Here is an 18,278-nt window from a genome sequence, read left to right as displayed (position 1 = left end):
TGGAATTCCCCCGTGTATTTTTCCGCACCTCACGGGCTCCGCAGTGATGTGCCGCACTGCGGAGCTCATGGGTTTCCGCCCGAACTCTGTGATGCAGAGGAAAGCTGTCGGCAGGTTCACGATGTCCTGCCGACTCAAGGAAAGGAGAACCTTCGAGGAGGGTCAGCGCCGTCCGGCGCACCACTCCAGAACGGCCATCGCGGCGTACATCTTGTTGCCGGCCTGATCAAAGGCCAGACTGTGCGGTCCGTCCAGGACTTCCGCGGTCACGTCATCGCCCCGATGGGCGGGAAGGTCGTGCAGGAAGACGGCATTCGGGCTCTTGTCCCAGAGCGCGGACGTGACCTGGAAGGGCGCGAAGACATCGCGCCAATGGGGGTCCGGCTTACTCGTTCCCGTCGTCTGCCACCGGGTCGTATAGATGGCGTCGAAACCGCCGGTGGCGCCGTCCATCGAATGGACTTCGGTGACGGTCGCCTCGCTTCGCGAGGCGTTGTCGACCGCGTGCCGCAGCACCGCGGGATCGAGGCCGTAGCCGGGAGGGGTGCGCAGTTCCAGGCGAACGCCTTTGAACCTGCTCAGCGTCAGCGCGAGCGCGGCCGCGGAGTTGTTGCCCTCGCCCACGTAGCACACGCTCAGCCCCTCGATGCGCCCGAATTGGCGCAGCAGGGTGACCAGATCCGCGACGGCCTGGGTCGGGTGCTCGTCGGCCGTCATCGCGTTGACCACGGCCATCCGCCGCTGACGGGCCAGAGCCCGCAGGTCGGCGGGGTCTCCGGAGGTTCGCACCACAAGGAGGTCCAGCATCCTGGACAGGACCTCGCCCGTGTCCTCCAGGGTCTCGCCCGTATTCGTCTGCAGATCGTCCGGCCCGAAGGACAGGATCTGCGCCCCCAGCCGCAGCGCCGCCGTCGAGAACGACGTACGGGTGCGGGTCGAGGTCTTCAAGAAGTAGATCCCCGCCACCAGGCCGGAAAGTTGGTCGCCCTTGCTCAGGGACCCGGCCGAGAACTCGGCCCCTCGTTCCACGAGCGCTGTCAGCTCGGCGTCGGAGAGGTCGTGCGTGGATATGAGGTGCCGTACCGCACCAGCGTTCATTGTCTGTCACTCCAGAATGTTGGCGCTACGTCAGGTCTCGATCAGGCGGAGTTCATCGCATTGCGGACCGAAAGCGGTCGCATGTCCGTCCACACCCGATCGATCTGCGCCAGGCATTCTTGGCGAGTTCCCTCGAAGTCGGTGGAGCTCCAGCCTTCCGGCGCTTCCGTGCTGACGGGCCAGATGGAGTACTGGTCTTCCTGATTGACAACGACCTGATACTCGATCGTCCTCATTTTGCCTTCCCCCTCGAATTCAGCTGCGGGCGACAGACTTTGTTATGGGTGAACGGTGCATGGACCGAAGATGACGACCAACCTCCGGTCGGCCAATAAGCCCTGCCAGTGATCGGATACTGGCACACCCGCGGTCGTGAGGTGAAGGGACGTTAGGCGCGATATCGCGCCACGTGGCTGGTTCTTACGTTCCTCTGACGCGGAGTGACGTCCAATTTCGGACACTCCCGCAGACCTGGGGCGTGTTCCATGCACGTTGCGTCACCGTGACCAACGTCGCGGTGAGCCGTGCTTGAGGGATCCTCAACTGGCCACGGTTTCACCGATGTTGTCGGTCGAGTCCGGCGGGACCGGACTGGCGGCGGCACGGACGCGCTCTCCCCACCGCACCGCGGGCCCCATCAACGCAGCCACGACGACGAACAGGACACCGAGCAGGATCCAGCCCGGCACGCCCCAGTAGACGATCAGGCCGGTGAGCACCAAAGGGCCCGCCATCTCGGCAACTGTCGTGCCGTTTCCGAAGAACGCCTGGTACTGGCCGTGCTTCCCGGCAGGCGCCAGACCGAAGCTCACTTCCCACGCACCCGCGGCCTGCATCATCTCGCCCAGCGCCTGGACGGCCACGGCGACGAGCAGGAATCCGCCGGCCAGCCATGCGGAATCGCCCGCACTCGTCAGCGCGAAGACGAAACACCCCACACCCAGCAGGACGCTCCCCAGGAAGATGTGGCGCGTCGCGCTGTGCAGCCCGGTCACCGCGCGCGAGACGCGGACCTGGAAGAGCACCACGGCAACGGTGTTGAGCATGAACATCACGGACAACAACCAGATGGGTGCCGCCGTGTGCTGGCTGATCCACAGCGGCAGGGCGATGTCCACCAGCGGAATGTGCAGCAACAACAGCGCGTTCAGGAGACTCACCACGACATAGGGGCGGTCCTTGAACACGGACTTCCCCGCGCCGCCCTCGGCGGCCTGCTGCTTCGGGACGGGCGGCACGACGGGCAGCCGGCTGAGCACCAGCGATGCCGCGAAGAAGGCCAGGGCGTTGAGCGCGAAGACCGCGTAGTAGGCCTCGCGCCGGTCCACCAACAGCGCGAGTCCGCCGAGCCCAGCCCCCACCGCGAGTCCGGCGTTGTAACTGGACTGCACGTAGGCCCGTACTTTGGTGACCTCCTCGCCGGAGACCAGTCCGGCCAACACCGCCTGCTGGGCTGCCGATCCGCCGCGTTGGGCGACCGCGTACACACAGGCCCCGACGAGGAACATGGTGAACGAGGACACGAAAAGATAGGAGGCAACGCCCAGGCCCGCACAGATGAACAGGACGACCGCGGCGCCGCGCGGCCCCGTGCGGTCCGCGAGATGCCCCAGCGGCACACTCAGCGCCAGCGCCACCGACCAGGCGACGGTCAGCCCGAGCCCCATCTGCACCGGCGAGATTCCGACGATCCGCGTGAAGAACAGCGCGGCACATATGTAGTACGCGCCGTCGCCGGTCCGGCAGACCAGCTGAGCGAGCGCGAGGCCACGAGGCGGACCGGGCGGCGGAATCAGGTCTTTGATCACTGTGCTCCTTACGGGCCTCCGCGGACCGTCGTCACGACACCGCGGAAGGGTCGTTCCTCGGCGCTCGCTCGGTCACGACGTCTCGAGCCCCGGTAGAAACGGGATATGGGATCGGTTGAGAAGTGGGGGATGGCAGGTACGTGGTGCGATCGCCACTCGGCGGGGGAGCAGCAGAACCCGCTCGCCATGGAGCCATCCAAGCCCCGCCCCCCGACGCCCAGAGGTGGCGGTCCGGCATGCGTCCCAAGATCCTCTGGCCGAGCGCCAGCGTATGTGCTCCCCTGCGTCGTCGGCTAGGCGTTTTCTTGACAGCGCCGCTCGTAGCTGGCCAAGATCTCAGCAATGCCGATACAGGCGCGGCGCTACCCAACCCCGTTGGACCGTACGGCGTTTCGGCAGCGCAGACACAAATCCTGGTCGCGGTTTCACGAAGCGTGTGAACCAGGTGAGACATCTCAACAAACGCGCAAGAGCACGCTGCCTTTCTGAGCACCCCACCCATTTCGTCCCCCCGCCCTCGCACCCGCGTCTCCAAGGAGGAGTCCATCGTGGCTGAGCACGTCCTCGTCTTCGGTGTCGGATACGACATCCCGGAACGCATGCGGGCGTTCGGCGAGGAGTCGGGCGACGAGGTGGTCACTTCGGTGATGTGCCAGCCGGAGCAGCTCGACAAGATAGAGGACACGGAGAAGCACGCCCGCATCATCGTGCTGCGCCCCGACGCACCTGACAGCGAGTGGCTGACACTGGCCCGCGCTCTCCACGCGGCGCACCCCGTGACCCGGATCGGCTCCTTCTACGACGACTGCCGCCCCCAAGCTGCCTTGGTCGCACGGGACTTGGGCCTGACGGCGCACAGTCCGGAGATCGTCGAGCTCATCCAGAACAAGCACGCGATGCGCCGACGGCTCGCCGAGACCGGCGTCGAGGAGACCGCTTCCGCGATCGTCCACAGCGTAGAGGCGCTGAAGGAGTTCGCCGCCGAACACGGCTATCCCTGCGTGGTGAAGCCGGTCGACGGCGCGGCAAGCAAGGGGGTCTCCGTGCTCGAGGCACCGGACGGCGCCGAGTCGGCCTTCCAGCGGGCGAACGGAATCGGTACGGGCTCTCAAGTCGCGGTCGAGGAATTCCTGACCGGCAACCAGTACAGCGTTGAGGGTATTTCGGAGAAGGGCGAGCACGTGATCATCGCCATCACGCGCAAGTACTCCGATCCCGGCTCACTGGTGGAACTGGGACATGTGCTGCCGGCCCCGCTGAACCCGGCCCAGCAATCGGCGATCGAACGTCACGTAGTGGCGACGCTGAACGCACTCGAGGTGGAATTCGGCCCGACCCACACCGAGATCATCCTGACTCCCTCCGGCCCCCGGGTCATCGAGACCCATCTGCGCACAGGGGGAGACGAGCTCTGGAATTTGGTCACCGACGCCACCGGTGTAGACATGATCGAATGCCAGCTGCGACAGATACTCGGCGAGACCGTGCTGCCCGGCGTGCACGCCACCCTCTCGGACACGGACCGCGTGACGCGCTGCGAGGCGATCTGGTTCGCAGGCGCCCCCTCGTCCGGCACCTTGATCGAAGTGACCGGCGCCGACGCCGAGCGCCCGCAAGGCGTAACGCTGGAAGTCCTCGGCAAGCCCGGCACCCAGCTGAGCGGCCTCCAGAACAGCTTCTCCCGACTGGCCCGCGCGCGAGCTCACGCCGCCACGGCGGAGGAGGCCCTGGACCTGGCCAGGCAGGCCATTGCAGGCCTTGAACTGATCACCCGCCAGTCGGCCGACCAGACGGAACTCCTCTGACGCCTAACGACTCAAGTATGGCGAGATGTCCGTTTTTGCGGGCAAAAACTACTTGTTCAAACCATTGGTAGTGTATATAAACCGCTGACTGCATTGCGTGGCACTCATGCGGAATGACACATTCCGGAACGTCGGCGAGTCGCATTCCGGCCCGCATCCAATTCGGTGAAATGGGTCACACTGACGACCGTGGCTCCCGGCGCCGCTGAGCGGCACTTCCGTTCTGTGCAAAGCAAGTTGGGCTTTTCGATCAAAGAGGGCGAGAGGGCCTGGCCGCCAAGGGCGGGCCTCGCGCATTCCCTATTCCAATTCTGGTCTTGTTCCGTCCGGGCTTTCTCGCTTAGCGTGCCCGCAATCCGGATGGAACGCCGAATCCTGCCGCTGTCCGGAAACCCTCCACCCATCTACTCACTTACGCACGGCAGGAGCGGGGGACCCAGGTAAGCCGCCGATCCGGATTCCGGAACGGCTCGGGGTGAAGTCGCATGCGCAGTGCGACCGGACATCTCCCGTCCGAACCCGACAGCTCACCTCGTAGGCGACGGAGAGGAATTCGTCATGCCTGCAAAGGGAAAGCACCGCCGTCCCAAGTCCAACTCGCTCACCCGGGGCATCGCCGCCGCAGGCACGGGCGGGGCCGTGCTCGTTCTCCCGGTGCTCGGCGCGACCACCGCCGGCGCGGCACAGGCCGACACGGCCGCCAAGCCCGCCGCGGCCCCGAAGGCCTACGTCGTCGTCGCGGGCGACTCCCTCTCCAAGATCGCCCGAGAGCACTCCCTGAGCGGCGGCTGGAAGAAGCTGTACCAGGACAACCGCAGCGCCCTCGGCGACGACCCGAGGCTGATCCACCCCGGTCTCAAGCTCACCCTCGGCGAGAAGGCGTCCACCGAGCGGGCGAACCGATCCGAGCGCAAGGACACGCTCGCAGCCGAACCCGCCGCTGCCCCGGCGAAGAAGTCGTACACCAACGACCTCGACGGCTGGATCAAGGAATCGCTCGACATCATGGCCCAGCACGGCATCCCCGGCTCCTACGAGGGCATCCACCGCAACATCCTGCGCGAGTCCTCCGGCAACCCGCTGGCCACCAACAACTGGGACTCCAACGCTGTCGCAGGAACCCCGTCCAAGGGGCTCCTGCAGGTCATCGCCCCCACGTTCGACGCCTACCACGTGCCCGGCACGTCGACGGACAGCTTCGACCCGGTCGCCAACATCACCGCCGCCTGCAACTACGCGGCCGACCGGTACGGCTCGATCGACAACGTGAACGGCCCGTACTAGACCCCACCCCCCCTCTCGCCCGCAGTGAGCCCCGGCACGCCATGTGTCCGGGGCTCACTGGTGGTGGAGCCCTTCAGGAAGGCCAGTCTGCCGCTTGACGTACGCGGGCGGGGTTCTCGGAAGGTGCAGGCCGATTGCGTGCCTTCGAGTGGCCAACAATCACAAGGGCAGCCGCCACGATCACCAGGTTCTTGAGAATGTACTGCCCTTCAAGGGTTCCAATAAAGAAAGATTTCCAGGTCTCTTTCGGGAATATAAAGAGCGGGATGAACGTTCCAGCCATATGTCCGAGGAGTATCATGATCGTCAGGCGAACCGCTTTCTCGCTGATCAAGAGTATCCCGATTAGGGTTTCCAGCGCGCCAGTCAGAACGGAAGCAGTCGTCCCCTCGATGACCCCTAATGTCAGTCTCTCTACGGTTTCCGCTGCCAGCGATTCAGCCGGGCTTGTCCCCGGGATAAATTTGGGCACTCCGAACCACAGGAAGATGATTCCTATGGAGATCCGAAGTGCCGCGACCCCGAATGCGGCACCGATACCCTCGAGGAATCGAGCGACCTGTCCGTAGATACGCATGGATCTTGACTCCTCGTATGGATCAAATCTCCGGCTATTTTTCTTGAAGGTGTCATGCCACGCTTAAGGCTTGGTGGAGAGACGGCATGGCGGCGCTGTCAGGCTGCCGGAGTGCGCCTCGTGCCTCGATGTTCGTCGGACGCTCGGACGCTCGGCCGCGCGCCCACACCGCGATCCGGACCTGGATCATCCAGAAAGAGCCAGACGAGGATGAGATCGGAAAGGTCAGGTGGTGGTGTTTTATCGGGTCCAGCGCATGCCGATGGCAGTGAGTTGATTGATGCGTTCCGGTGTGAGTGCGGTGGCTCGGCTGCGTTGGTTACTGATCCAGGCCCCCAGATGGAGCTCGTGCTCTTCTTGGTCTTCTCCGAGGATTCGCTCAACGTGTTTCCTCGGTACCTGGAGGTGTCCTTCACGGGTGTAGTACTGGGTGGCGGCAGCCAGGTTCATCGCCCATTTGTCGGCCTGCGTACGACGTGGTTTTGGCTTCTCGTCTTCGGTTGTGGGTGTGATTCCGAGAATGTTTTCGCACATCCATTGTTGGACGCCGGTGAGTTTGTCCCAGCCGAGGCGCTGCGTGCGGACCCATCGCCCGAGGTCTTCACCCTGGTGCACAACGTCGCCTGGCTGGGTCGGCAGTTCCCCGTCGGTCTCTTCGAGGTGTTGTCGGGTGAGATGGAAGGCGCGTTGCCATTCCACCGGCCAGGTGGGGCACCACGAGGGGTCGATGTCCTCTAGTTGCTCGCGCCGCTCCTGCGTCAGGGCTCCGGCCGCCGACTGAACCGGCAGCCCCTGGGCATGCCGCTGCTCGTTTTCCTGCGCCCGCCGGGCGGCGGCACGCGCGTTCTTCAACCAGATCCCCACCCGGTAGCCCTGGAATGTCGCGTCCGACGGTGCCAGCAGGTGGCCTGCTTCGGCGGCCCATCCGCGGGCTGCCGCGAGGCCTTCCTCCCAGGCGACATCGAAGTGGGACCAGACCATGCCGAGCTTCTCCAGCTGCGCCACGCGGTCCTCGTCCATGTCCCCGCGGGCGTAGAACCGCCTGGCGTCGGCGATCCACTGCCCCAGGGGGAACGCGGCGAGTGAGGTCGGCCGGCCCTCGGCTGCCTCCTCCTGGTCCTCGCTCTCGGGGACGCGGTAGGTGAAGGGGACTTTCAGGTCACCGTGTTCGCGGGTGTAGATGGTGGCGGCTTCCATGCCGCGTCGCCAGTGCTGGTGTTCGGGGTTGAGGACGCGGAGGTTGATGAAGGCGGCGAGGACGGCTGGGTCGCGGGGTGCGGAGAACTTCAGCAGGGCCTGGGCGGGGGCGCTGACGCCCCTGATGCCGTCGTCGATCCCGCTCGTGCTCTTGCCGCTCTCGTCCTCGCCGACGGGTTTGTAGCGGCTGGGGGCCTGCTGCTGCGCCAACTGTTCCACGACGCGGGTGTCATGGGCGCGGAGGGCTTCCAAGAGCTTGGCCAACCCGCCGAACGCCCGCGAGGTGAGCATGTTGTCCGCCGTCTCGCCGGGCCCGAGCAGGACCGGCACGACCAGGGAGGCGACTTTCCCCTCCCCGGGCTGCATCCGCAGCGCCCGCCCCACAGCCTGGACGAGATCGGGCATGGAGCCGCGTACGTCTGCCCAGTAGACGGAGTCGCAGTTCTTGGTGTCCACGCCCTCCCCGAGAACCTTGGCCGAGCTGAGGTAGCCCTTCTCCACGACAGTGCCGTCCGTGGCGATCCCGTCGGCGAATTCCCCGAGCACGCGGCGCCGGTGGAGCGGTTTGTGATCGCCGCACAGCCAGCCGGCCCAGATCGTGGCCGGATACAGCTCGGGGTCGCCGGCATGCAGCTGCCCCGCGACGTCCGGCAGGCCGGCCGCGAACGCCTCGGCCTCCTTGACGGCATGGTGAAAGACGAGCGTGCGCCGGAAGTCCTCCTCGGCCGACGCCTTGACCAGGGCCGTCTGCAGGGCCGCGAGCCGCGCCCCGCGCACTTGCTCGGAGCGGCTTTCGACGCCCAGGAGCTGCGCGGCCTGGAGCGCCGTGTCGGTGACGTCCACGCATACGACCTGGTACGGGGCACAAATGCCCCGGTCGATGGCCTCCGAGAGCGTCAAAGTGAACGCCCTGCTGCCAAACGGGCCCTCCGGGTCGTCCTCCATGCTCGCCACCAGCTCACCCGGCGCACCCTGCTGCTCCTGGTCCTCGTCCCCGAATTGCCACACTCGGGGAGTGGCTGTCATGTACAGCCGACGCAGGGAGGGGATACGGGTGTTGTCGTGCACGACTGCCCAGGGTTTCCCGATCCGGCCGGACGTCCGGTGTGCCTCGTCCACCACGATCAGGTCCCAGGCCGCAAGGCCGGCGGCGTGGGCCCGCTCGAGCGTGCCGCGCCCGAGGGAGGCGTATGTGGCGTACACGGTGACCTTGTCCAGGCCCCGGGTCCACTCCACCAGCTCGTCGGCGTCCGTGGTGTTGGGGAAGGACGCTTCCTCACCCCGCAGGGAGGAGACGCCGATCACCGGGCCCCGGCGGCCTCCCGCGCGCCATGCGGCCTGGGTCTGTGTCAGGAGGTCCAGCGAGGGGACGAGCACCAGCACACGGCCCGCGTGGAGTTCCTTCGCGCTGTGGACCGCGACCCGGGTCTTCCCGGACCCGGTCGCCATGATCACCTGGGTGCGGAGTCCTCGCTCGGGCACAAGTGATGTCGCAGGCAGTTCGAGGGCACGCAGGACCGCGTCAACGGCTTCTCGCTGCACGGCCTCGCGCTGATCAACGCGGTGGGTGGTCGACATGTCCGCCTGCCTTTTCCTGGGTGCCGTCCGGTCGATGCGAGCAGCGGGAACCCTGCACGTAGAGGAGCCACAAGGCTACGACTGGACCGCCCGCGCCAAGAGCGCCGGCGTAGCGTGCTCATCGGCCTGATGGACACCTGAGAAGGCAGGGAGCAGCCCGGCCTGATCCCGTTCGGTCCGGTGTTGAGGGCCACAGTGTTCAGTGGAACCAGACGACGAGCCGTACGTTGGACGCGCCGTGCAGGCCGCTCAGCGTGCGCATCACGCTCCAGGCAGGGCCCCCATGCGAGGCATGGCCGGCCACCTGCTCCCGACTTCGCCGTAGGTGTTGCGTACCCCGAACAGGCAGGCGAGCGCGGCGTAGGCGTTGCCGATGTTGAGCAGCCACAGATCGTTGGCGGACGTGCCACATGGAGTCCCTCGTCGGCAGGACCCCACAGGCGGGTGCCTGGCCGACACTCGATTTGTCCCGCTGACCTCGACAGACATGCCGATTGCGAAACCCTCGCCGCCGATCTGGCTCAGGGACTGAGCGACCCGGGCGAGCCGTCCTTCGGCGTCGAAGCGCTGTGCAGCGCCTGGCCTCCCAGGTTCACGACCAGGTTCACGACGACCAGCAGCTGACCCGCTCACCTCCTTTGAGAGGAGAGCGGGTCACCGCTTCGGTTGGCCGGGATCAGTAGAGCTTGCCGCTCATGCCGATCGCACCGACACCCTTCGGGCACTCGGCCTTGTTGTAGCCGTCCCGCCAGTACGGCTTGCTGTTGTACTTCTTGCCGTTGCCGCACTTCACCGTGACCTGCACGTAGTACCCAGGGCACTTGGCGTGGGCCCGGCCGCGACCGTAGGCGTAGTCGAGCCACTTCGAGCACTTCGCATGGGCGGACACATCGCCCTGCGCGGTCTGGCTCTGTGCGGTCCGGGCCGGTGCGGCGGGCGCGGCGGTGGCCGCCGGCACCCCGGCGAGGGTGACCCCGCCGCCGAGGGCGATCGAGGCGACCCCGAGCGCCAGACGTTTCGTTGCGATCATGATGTGACTTCCTTCCCCGTTTGTGAGGACTGAGGGTGGGTGTCGCGCCCCACCCCGTATCCCTCGGTGGTTGCGTCACCGACACTGCCCGGTCGGGTCCGCGGCGGGCCACAGTCGCCGCCCGAAGCGGTGCAACGCGGGACGTCCTACGCGCTGACCTGCTGGGATGCCGCGTCCCATGACGGAGTCGTGGGACAGGGGTGGGCGTCACGATCAAGCCCTGAGAGCCGGGGAGCGCAAGCCCGGGCACCTACGCGCACGTCCTTCCAGAAGGAAGGCGCGCCGTCCCGGTCAACCCCCTGATCGTGCAGTTGCCGGACGGCCCGGGGGAGCCGTGACGGTGATCAAGGCCCGGTCGTCGCCGAGGTCGTTGGCATAGGCCTGGCGCTCGGTGGCCGTCCAGTCTTTGGGGCCGGCCGGCGGGGAGCGATATACGGATCCTGTCGCATGCGGCGCGGCTGTAGCCGACCAGGCCACAGGACACGCGCCCTCCCGTGCCACCCGTGACCACGCACGCACGCGACACAGTGAGGGCGGCCGCTCCCCGCACGAGCCCCCGCCCGCCTGTCGCCGGACGGAGCGGCACGCCCTGGCCGGTCGCGGCCCCACGCCGGCGAACCGAACCGTCGCCTTCGTCCGCCGGCACCGACATCGTGTGGGTCGGCGTCGCCCACTCATGCGCCGGTAACAGGTGGGTCGGCACGGTGCCTTCCGCGGTCGAGAAGTCGACGGTGCCGTGGGCGAACTCTGCTTGGCCGAAGGCGACAACGGCGCCGGACACCCGGTGAGAATGGCGTGATGACTCACGCCCTACCCGTGCCGCTGCCGTCCGCGCTCGTCGATCACCATGCTGTCGACTTGGAACGCAAGAACGCCGGAGCCTTGGGCATGAACGTCAACGACGTCGCCACCGCGCCCTCCGGCGCGATCTACGCCCTCTACAGCGTTTCCCCGTACACCTACGGCGTGGCTGACGACGAAGCCGACCCGGCGAAGGCCAACTTCGGCTACTCGCTGCTGTCCCGGCACGCCCCGGACGGCACTCTGCTCGCCACCGCGTCTCCGGGCAGAACGGCCTCGTGCGCCAGGGCACGGCCTTCGGTGGCCCCGAGGCAGGGCTGGGCAGGGACCTGTGGGGGGCCAAGGGGCTATGCGTCCTGCCCGACGGGACACGCGCGGCCACCGGACCGGGAGACCAGACCCATCTGATCGCCGCAGACCTCACGGCGGTGACCGCCCACCATGGTGTGCGCCGCGGCCCATACGACGACGGCCCGCGCGCCCCGTTCGCCACCTGGATCAGCACGACTCCCGCAGGCCGCCTGCTGTGCACGACCGGCGAGTTCGGGGTCTACAACTACGGCAGCCTGATCGGGAACATCGTGGCGATCACCGACCAGCCCCTCACTCCGACCTCGAAACCGACACTGCGGGCCTTGGCCTCCATGGAGGCAGACCCCGTCAAGCACACCGAGGCCGACCTGCGGCCGGACCTCCTGCTCGACGGCAGACCGGTCGGCATGGACCACCGGCCGCGGCCCTCGCTGACCGAGCACCTCACCCAGCTCGAGCTGACCGCGCAACAGCGGGACTGGAACGACTCCCGGCTCGACGCGTCTACCACCTCAACCGGTACGGGCTGTTCGCCTGGACGGCCACCGGAGTCCGCGCCCAACGGCTGGACCTGGAAGACAAGCGGTACAAACTGCTCAAGCACTTCACTGATGCTCCGTGGCACTGGGTCGACAACACGGCCCCACTACACCGCCTCAGATCACGTAGCACGGCCAGGCCCGCGCGCCGTGAGGGTTGCATGCGCTGGGCCTGGGCCTGGGGATGCGGTGGGTTCCGGATTGACGAGGGGCAGCGAGCAGACTGTGCGGATCCTGTCGATGAGCGGGCGGGCGCTCCAGGCGGATATGCCGAATTCCTGGCGTGCTTGGGCGAGGCGTTCTGGTCCGCCGCCCTCGCCGTGTGCTGCGGCGTCCGTGGCCCGCTGTGGTGAGGTGCTTGACGGTGAAGCTGTCGAGCAGCGTGAGCTCTGCGACTTCTCCTGCATCTCGCTGATCTGGATGCCGTAGCGCAGGATGCCGCCGGACAAGCCGAACTCGAAGCACACGCAGGCTCTCCGTAGTCACCTCAACTCGGCGCCCCCGTACGGTGCCTTGCTGCCCTGCCCCTCTTGTAGCCCGCAGCATGTACACCATCACCTGACCCGGGGAGTGCGAGCACTGCACGGTGACTCGCCTGTGGCTGAGTCCCGCGTCTGGATCCGCTGAGGATGACGTGGCTGCGGGTCGTTGTTGCAACGATCTCATGGGGATCTGGACCGACACCTTCATTTCACCTGCCACGCCAGTCTTGCTCCCGCCGGAAGGCCAAGTACGGGTGGACTGCGTCGTCCTTGACCACGGTCGTCGTCGCGCCGTCGACCTCGGAGGCAAAGCGCTCCTAACCTATGGTGGTAATCAAGGGGGTGATGCGGCAGCGCACGGCCTGACTCCATCGGACAGGGAGGTTCCGTGACACGCCCCTTGCCAACTCCCGCCACAAGCAGCCCGCAGAGAACCCCTCTCGATGCCGTGACCGGCGCCTTCGGCTACTCCGGCGCCGCGATCGCGAGGCACCTGCAGGACGCCGGACGGCGTGTGCGCACAGTGACCGGCCATCCGCACCTGGCACCGGCGGGAACCGAGATCGAAGTGCGGCCCCTGGACTTCGAGGATCCGGCGCGGCTCGCCGACGCGCTGCAGGGCGTCGACACCCTCTACAACACCTACTGGGTGCGCTTCGGCCGCGGCGGACTCGACCACGCAACGGCAACCGCCCGCTCCCGCACCCTCTTCCGGGCCGCCGCCGACGCCGGAGTCAGGCGCGTGGTGCACCTGTCGATCACCCATCCCAGTGCGGACTCGCCCTATCCGTACTTCCGTGAGAAGGCACGCACCGAACAGGCCCTGGCCGAAGTCGGTCTGCCCCATTCGATCCTGCGTCCGGCCATCTTGTTCGGCGGCCGGGGGGTCCTGCTGAACAACATCGCCTGGCTCCTGAGGCGCCTGCCCGTCTTCGCCATCGGCGGAGACGGCGGTTACCGCATCCGCGGCATCCACGTCGACGACCTCGCACGACTGTGCATCGAGGAAGCCACCCGATCCGAGAATGCGACCCTCGATGCGGTCGGGCCTGAACGCCCGACCTTCGACGAGCTGGTGCGTTCGATCGCCGATACGGTCGGCAGCAGGGCCCGCATCCTGCACGTCCCCGCCCGGGCTATCCCGCCCCTCTCCGCCGGGCTCGGCCTGCTCTTGCGCGACAAGTTGTTGACAGCCGACGAATACGGGGCCATGGCCGACGGTCTCGCCGACACCGACGGCCCGGCGACAGGCACCACCGCCCTGAGCGAGTGGCTGCATGGGAACGGCGACTCCCTGGGCCTGAGATACGCCAACGAACTTGCCCGTCACTACGATCAGTGACGTCGCCGCTGCCGGCGAAGCGCCAGGAATACCGAGGCGGCGATGAAAATCACGGCGACAGCGACGAATGGCCACGGGCTCCACGCTTCGTGGCACGAAGTCTCCGTGCCGGTGGTCTCGCAGACCCTTCCTGGGCCGCCGCGGTTCACCCAGGCCAGGTAGAGGACCGCCAGTCCGGCACCCGCCGGAATCGCCGTCGCCGCGCGATTGCGCAGCGACGGCGCCCGGATACCGACCAGCGCGAGGCCGCCCGCCGCAAGCAGAAACAACAGCCCGATCGTGAGCAGTGATTCGATACCCAGACCTGCGAGTGCCCCGATGAGTAGCCAATAGGCATACTTCCAGATAGCTGGACGAGGCTCCGAGGTGGGTTTTGCGACGTTTTCAGCCCCCATCTTGCCTGCCTACTTTCCGTTCGGGGCAGCGAAGTTGAACACCACTTTCCAGCCGGCGTCCTCTTCCTCCCGGGTCAGGCGAACGAGGAAGAGTGGCGACTTCGTGTCAGGGTCGGCGTTCTTGACGCACTTGGTGGCCGGAGTGGACCCTTTCCGGCCCTTCTCGGTTCGGCACATCTTTCCAAGGATGGACACCTTGGCGGTATTACCCGATGCTGTCTCTTTTCCGAGTGACACGTCAGCGGTCGCCTTAGGGCGAACACCGGAGCCATCCCCAAGCGCTATCGCCTTGAGGACTTCGCGTTGATTTGGCGCGACCAACGGTATCGCCGCATCGTAGTCACCGCGAAAAACGGCCCGTATGTATTTCAGAGCCACGGGGCCCGGCTTGGCTCCAGCGGGAGGGCTGCTGCCCTTCGGGTTCCCGTTGCCCTTCGGGTTGCCGTTCGAGCTGTCGCCACAGGCCGTCACGCCGACTGCCAGGAGCGCCACCAACAGCCCGAAGCCCAGCGCCCGCAGCATGCGAGACCGCGACCCGTGGTTCGAAGCCACGGCGGCGTCAGAACGGGTAGGAGGCGCCGGTCTGCTCGCCGTGGTGGACCAGATTCGTGCACGCGCCGCTCTTGGAATCATCCCAACTCCATTCCGAAGCACCCGACTTGAACCCGGTCACTTTGTCCTGGTGGTGGAAGTCGGCCGTGTTGTCTGTCGGGAACCCGCAGGCCGCCCACCCTGCGGGGCCCACGATCGCGACTACCCAGAGAGCGAAGGAGTCATTCCTGAAGTGCACATTGGCGGTCTTCCGCCAGCCGTCGGACAGCGTTTCCAGGCCGTCCGATCCACTCACGATGTACGTCTCGTCGAGACAGACACCGCCGATGCACCCCTTGAAGGAGTCACGCTTGTAGGCCCACCGGGACCAATCCGAATTCGTCCACTCAAGCCCGACGTCCTGTGACGAGATGGTGATGTTGATCGGATCGATCCAGGAGGTCTTGAGGTGGCGGGCATAGGTGGCGTCCAGGGCGGCGGACTTGGTCTTGGAGTCGGAAGACGACTTGAACTCGTCTCCCCCGGCCGACTTCTTGAGTGAACGTAAGGTGGAGAGTTGCTCCGGTGTCAGTTTCGCAGCCAGGAACTCGAACTCGCATTTCGCCGGGTTGTAGGCGACTTCCTCTGTGTACGTGGCCTGTTTGGCGCCGGCTGACGCACTGGAGGTACGGGAGACCTTGCAGTCGCCTCCGGCGTTACGAGTCCCCTTGGCGCGGAACTTCGTCCCCTCCGCACCCACCTTGTCGAGCAGCGGCTTGTACTCGATCCAGCCGTCGTCTCTCACCTTGATGTTCGGCGTGACCGACTGGCCCTCCGTGGAGTTGGGGGCGGGGTCGGCCACCGCCTGCGGGCCCACCGCACCGAGAAGGGCACAGGCAGCCGTCGCGGCTATAGACATCCGAAGGTTTCGCACCGTTTTCCATCCTTGTCTCTGGCAGGCGACCGTGCGGTCGCAGGTCCAGCGGACGGGAAAGGAGGGATGGCTTCTTCCAGCACAACGCCGCCCAAGGCGGCAACACCCCCCGCTTACTCGTGCCGCACGCATGGAAGAACAGACGCAACGCTAACTTGCAGTGGCCTCAGGCAGCACGGGTACAGAGCATGTTGGCGCATTGCCTCCGACAACTGGGGCATGTTCCCCTCGCCATCTCAGGCCATAAATGTGTACATGCCAGATACCCGACGCCGCGTTTTTGCCGCGTCATGGCACTGCGTGGTGTCGTATCGGCCACGCGCGTACGGAGCTCCAGCCATCACGAACGGGGAGCCACCTTCGCCGGCCGTTGATGATCCGGTCCATCGCGTCGCCGCCGCGCTGAGCACGACCGGAACCTGCAGCTGGTCGCCGAGCGGTACGGTCCGCGCGGCCAGCGGCAGCGATCCCGCACCCGTCCCGGTGCGCCCCAGATGGACGGCCTCCAGCCGCAGCCCCGCCCCCGCGCTCCTCCGCCATGGCACGGCCAGTTCCTCTGCCAGATCCAGGCGCCCGGACATGAGCGCGGCCACCGACTCCGAGGCCGGGCCGAGCAGCACCACCAGCAGAGTTGAGGCGAGGGGCGGAAGAAGCCACCCCGAGCAACTGCGGATCGACCTCCGCGGCCGCGATACGGCATGGCTGCCTTGGGATGCTCCTGGCGCCACCGTCACGGTCGCCCTGCTCGGCGAGCTGCTGGGCGAGTCGAGCGCGAGTGCCTCAGACGCATGTGGCTTCGCCGACGGGGCCGGTCCAGCACTCTGACGATCACGGTCGACCAAGCTGCCACCGTGATCGTGCTACCTGAGGGCGAGCTCACCGACGAAGCCGAACTCGCCCTCATCGACCTGGACTTGACCGCCGATGGCATCCGCGGGGGAGCGCTGTCCTGGGACCCGGAGACACAGACCTGGCGTGGGGACGCCACACCGCCCCCGAGCTCTGACTGTCGCAAGGCGAACGCCTTTTCATGTCGGAGGTTCTCGTGCGGCTTCCGCCCGGTTCGGTCTCGGCGAGGACGCCCAGGCTGACCAGGCGCTTGAGCTTGTGCCGGGTACTCTCGATGTTCTTCGGCTTGAGCGGGAGGTCCAGGGCCTGGCGCAGGTCGCGGGCACGCATCGGTCCAGCAGCGTCGGCGAAGACGTCGAGGATCTGCGGGTAGGCGGGGCAGGCCGGGCAGGCCGGGCAGGCCGGCAGGACAGTCGGCTCCTCGGTTGGCTCCGGGGTCGCCGGCGGGAGAGCGAGGAGCGTCTTACGGGTCACCGCCAGGCCCTCGATCTCCTCGTCGAGTTCACGCAGGCGCGCGGTGAGCTCGTCCATCTGCGCATGGGTCTGCGCTGCATCGCCGACGAGCTCGCGTTCGCGTGCGTCGATCCGCTCCAGAAGCGGCGTGACCTGGTCATCCATGCGGTCACCCGCGCCAGGTGGGCGTGGTCTGGCCAGTGAGGCGGCGCGCTATCACGTCGATCATTGGCCAGCGGCTACCTCTTGGCCTGCGGGACGAAGCCGATGTCCCCGTCGGTTGGGTTGCGTTCGACGATCTCGACGTCGATGCCAACCGTGGTGCCGTGCTCGACGACGGTCGTCTTGGCGAGCGCGTCGCCTTTAAGCCCTGGTCCACCAGCCCTTTCTTGATAGTGCCGATGGGGGCGACCTGGCCGAGGAGTGCGATGCCGAACGCGTTGTCGTGGGCGCCGGCGGCCGGCACCGTCACGGCGATGACCAGGCCGAGGACGTCCACCGCCAGCCCGCGCTTGCGGCCCGGCACCTTCTTGGCCGCGTCCTTCCCGGTCGTGGTGGCGGGCACGTTCACCGCCGCGTGGACGCTCTGCGTGTCGATCACGACCAGGCTCGGGTCCTCCGACCGCCCGACCTTCTCGCGGACGCCAGCGCAGCAGTTCGTTGATCTTCACTTCCGTGCCGTCGTCGCGCCAGGCCGCGAAGTAATAGTAGACGGCCGACTTCGGCGGCAGGTCGTGCGGGAGGTAGTCCCACTGGCAGCCGGTCCTGCCCTGGTACAGGTTCGCGTTGACATCTCCCACATCTCGTACCGACCCTGATACCCCGTCGGGGACGGGTGGTCGGCCTTCCACGCCAAGATCACCGGCTCGATCAGCGCCCACCGCTCATCGGACAGGTCGCTCTTGTAAGGATTGCGGTCACTCACCCAGACAGCCCAACAGGGCCAAGCAGCCAGACCGGCCCGAACCGTCCAAACCCGCACGATCAGGCGACCGCAAGACCGTCATACCGGCTCAGCTTCCCGGTGCCGCTCCGTAGGCTGCGTGACCTGCCACCGCTGACACCCGGCACCTCGCCGGGGTGGCTCCTCGCGTTACTCCGTGATCCGCCAGGTGTCGTGACGTACTGCCCTTCCCCTGTGTGACACCTGGAGTGCCGAGCCGCACGCACGGAAACCGTGCAGGGGCGGGCGAGGGCGGCGCAAGGGCACGTGGGTCCGGTCGGCAGAGCCGAGCGGACTGAGGGGGAGGGAGAGGGTGAGGG

Annotated in this window: 15 protein-coding genes, 2 pseudogenes and 1 riboswitch; of the genes and pseudogenes, 5 read left to right on the top strand and 12 right to left on the bottom strand. The window is 66.8% G+C overall.

Going from position 1 to position 18,278, the window contains the following annotated elements:
* Window positions 1–162 precede the first annotated feature (162 nt).
* From E2651_RS05180 to E2651_RS05170, 3 genes are all read right to left on the bottom strand, one after another.
* On the bottom strand, window positions 163–1,098 hold the full coding sequence (locus E2651_RS05180; RefSeq protein ID WP_135329785.1) for an ornithine carbamoyltransferase: 936 nt from the start codon (window positions 1,096–1,098) through the stop codon (window positions 163–165).
* 41 nt (window positions 1,099–1,139) lie between these two features.
* Window positions 1,140–1,334 (bottom strand): MbtH family NRPS accessory protein, encoded by a 195-nt coding sequence (locus E2651_RS05175; protein ID WP_135329784.1) that lies wholly within the window; start codon window positions 1,332–1,334, stop codon window positions 1,140–1,142.
* A gap of 303 nt (window positions 1,335–1,637) precedes the next feature.
* Window positions 1,638–2,906, bottom strand: a complete 1,269-nt coding sequence (locus tag E2651_RS05170; protein WP_135329783.1) for an MFS transporter — start codon at window positions 2,904–2,906, stop codon at window positions 1,638–1,640.
* 548 nt (window positions 2,907–3,454) lie between these two features.
* Between E2651_RS05170 and E2651_RS05165 the strand changes: the two genes are divergently transcribed.
* On the top strand, window positions 3,455–4,711 hold the full coding sequence (locus tag E2651_RS05165) for an ATP-grasp domain-containing protein (protein ID WP_135329782.1): 1,257 nt from the start codon (window positions 3,455–3,457) through the stop codon (window positions 4,709–4,711).
* Between the two features lie 399 nt (window positions 4,712–5,110).
* A riboswitch (cyclic di-AMP (ydaO/yuaA leader) is annotated at window positions 5,111–5,265 on the top strand.
* Between the two features lie 4 nt (window positions 5,266–5,269).
* The gene (locus tag E2651_RS05160; protein WP_135329781.1) at window positions 5,270–5,995 is read left to right on the top strand and encodes a LysM peptidoglycan-binding domain-containing protein; all 726 of its coding nucleotides are present in this window, start codon (window positions 5,270–5,272) and stop codon (window positions 5,993–5,995) included.
* Between the two features lie 73 nt (window positions 5,996–6,068).
* Here the strand turns inward: E2651_RS05160 and E2651_RS05155 are convergent, their stop codons facing one another.
* The 3 genes from E2651_RS05155 to E2651_RS05140 form a co-directional block, all read right to left on the bottom strand.
* The gene (locus E2651_RS05155) at window positions 6,069–6,572 is read right to left on the bottom strand and encodes a YkgB family protein (RefSeq protein WP_245238583.1); all 504 of its coding nucleotides are present in this window, start codon (window positions 6,570–6,572) and stop codon (window positions 6,069–6,071) included.
* Between the two features lie 240 nt (window positions 6,573–6,812).
* Window positions 6,813–9,347 (bottom strand): DEAD/DEAH box helicase, encoded by a 2,535-nt coding sequence (locus tag E2651_RS05150; RefSeq protein WP_135329780.1) that lies wholly within the window; start codon window positions 9,345–9,347, stop codon window positions 6,813–6,815.
* A 676-nt stretch (window positions 9,348–10,023) separates the two neighbouring features.
* Window positions 10,024–10,377, bottom strand: coding sequence for a hypothetical protein (locus E2651_RS05140; protein ID WP_135329779.1), 354 nt, complete (start codon window positions 10,375–10,377; stop codon window positions 10,024–10,026).
* Window positions 10,378–11,175: 798 nt separating this feature from the next.
* On the opposite strand from E2651_RS05140, the gene E2651_RS05130 reads away from it, so the two are divergent.
* The gene (locus tag E2651_RS05130) at window positions 11,176–11,586 is read left to right on the top strand and encodes a hypothetical protein (RefSeq protein WP_135329778.1); all 411 of its coding nucleotides are present in this window, start codon (window positions 11,176–11,178) and stop codon (window positions 11,584–11,586) included.
* A 1,373-nt stretch (window positions 11,587–12,959) separates the two neighbouring features.
* Window positions 12,960–13,853 carry an NAD(P)H-binding protein gene (locus E2651_RS05125; RefSeq protein ID WP_209446073.1) on the top strand — a complete coding sequence of 298 codons (894 nt, stop codon included), beginning with the start codon at window positions 12,960–12,962 and terminating at the stop codon, window positions 13,851–13,853.
* On the opposite strand, the gene E2651_RS05120 is transcribed toward E2651_RS05125, so the two are convergent.
* The 4 genes and pseudogenes from E2651_RS05120 to E2651_RS45080 form a co-directional block, all read right to left on the bottom strand.
* Window positions 13,847–14,248: a hypothetical protein gene (locus E2651_RS05120; protein WP_135329777.1), complete on the bottom strand. Its 402-nt coding sequence runs from the start codon at window positions 14,246–14,248 to the stop codon at window positions 13,847–13,849. The two genes, E2651_RS05125 and E2651_RS05120, sit on opposite strands and share 7 nt — an antisense overlap.
* Before the next feature lie 9 nt (window positions 14,249–14,257).
* Window positions 14,258–14,770: a hypothetical protein gene (locus E2651_RS05115; protein WP_135329776.1), complete on the bottom strand. Its 513-nt coding sequence runs from the start codon at window positions 14,768–14,770 to the stop codon at window positions 14,258–14,260.
* Window positions 14,771–14,807: 37 nt separating this feature from the next.
* Window positions 14,808–15,698, bottom strand: a complete 891-nt coding sequence (locus tag E2651_RS05110; RefSeq protein ID WP_135329775.1) for a hypothetical protein — start codon at window positions 15,696–15,698, stop codon at window positions 14,808–14,810.
* 410 nt (window positions 15,699–16,108) lie between these two features.
* A pseudogene (locus E2651_RS45080) lies at window positions 16,109–16,339 on the bottom strand (hypothetical protein); the annotation flags it as partial.
* Between E2651_RS45080 and E2651_RS43695 the strand changes: the two are divergent.
* Window positions 16,293–16,538 (top strand): hypothetical protein, encoded by a 246-nt coding sequence (locus tag E2651_RS43695; protein WP_167828698.1) that lies wholly within the window; start codon window positions 16,293–16,295, stop codon window positions 16,536–16,538. The pseudogene E2651_RS45080 and the gene E2651_RS43695 overlap by 47 nt on opposite strands.
* A 75-nt stretch (window positions 16,539–16,613) precedes the next feature.
* On the opposite strand, the gene E2651_RS44580 is transcribed toward E2651_RS43695, so the two are convergent.
* Together E2651_RS44580 and E2651_RS05095 are read right to left on the bottom strand one after the other, a co-directional pair.
* Window positions 16,614–17,180, bottom strand: coding sequence for a hypothetical protein (locus E2651_RS44580; RefSeq protein WP_209446072.1), 567 nt, complete (start codon window positions 17,178–17,180; stop codon window positions 16,614–16,616).
* 4 nt (window positions 17,181–17,184) lie between these two features.
* A pseudogene (locus E2651_RS05095) lies at window positions 17,185–17,940 on the bottom strand (transposase).
* Window positions 17,941–18,278: the final 338 nt, after the last annotated feature.

This window comes from Streptomyces sp. MZ04 (genome assembly GCF_004684775.1).
Lineage (GTDB): Bacteria > Actinomycetota > Actinomycetes > Streptomycetales > Streptomycetaceae > Streptomyces.
This window is presented reverse-complemented; position numbering and strand designations above follow the sequence as displayed.

Excerpts from the sequence above, each read along its gene's own strand:
- E2651_RS05115 (WP_135329776.1), bottom strand. The coding sequence starts at position 14,770 with ATGCTGCGGGCGCTGGGCTTCGGGCTGTTGGTGGCGCTCCTGGCAGTC.
- E2651_RS05155 (WP_245238583.1), bottom strand. The coding sequence starts at position 6,572 with ATGCGTATCTACGGACAGGTCGCTCGATTCCTCGAGGGTATCGGTGCC.
- E2651_RS05180 (WP_135329785.1), bottom strand. The coding sequence starts at position 1,098 with ATGAACGCTGGTGCGGTACGGCACCTCATATCCACGCACGACCTCTCC.
- E2651_RS05160 (WP_135329781.1), top strand. The coding sequence starts at position 5,270 with ATGCCTGCAAAGGGAAAGCACCGCCGTCCCAAGTCCAACTCGCTCACC.
- E2651_RS05150 (WP_135329780.1), bottom strand. The coding sequence starts at position 9,347 with ATGTCGACCACCCACCGCGTTGATCAGCGCGAGGCCGTGCAGCGAGAA.
- E2651_RS05175 (WP_135329784.1), bottom strand. The coding sequence starts at position 1,334 with ATGAGGACGATCGAGTATCAGGTCGTTGTCAATCAGGAAGACCAGTAC.
- E2651_RS05120 (WP_135329777.1), bottom strand. The coding sequence starts at position 14,248 with ATGGGGGCTGAAAACGTCGCAAAACCCACCTCGGAGCCTCGTCCAGCT.
- E2651_RS43695 (WP_167828698.1), top strand. The coding sequence starts at position 16,293 with ATGAGCGCGGCCACCGACTCCGAGGCCGGGCCGAGCAGCACCACCAGC.
- E2651_RS44580 (WP_209446072.1), bottom strand. The coding sequence starts at position 17,180 with ATGGATGACCAGGTCACGCCGCTTCTGGAGCGGATCGACGCACGCGAA.
- E2651_RS05130 (WP_135329778.1), top strand. The coding sequence starts at position 11,176 with ATGACTCACGCCCTACCCGTGCCGCTGCCGTCCGCGCTCGTCGATCAC.
- E2651_RS05110 (WP_135329775.1), bottom strand. The coding sequence starts at position 15,698 with ATGTCTATAGCCGCGACGGCTGCCTGTGCCCTTCTCGGTGCGGTGGGC.
- E2651_RS05140 (WP_135329779.1), bottom strand. The coding sequence starts at position 10,377 with ATGATCGCAACGAAACGTCTGGCGCTCGGGGTCGCCTCGATCGCCCTC.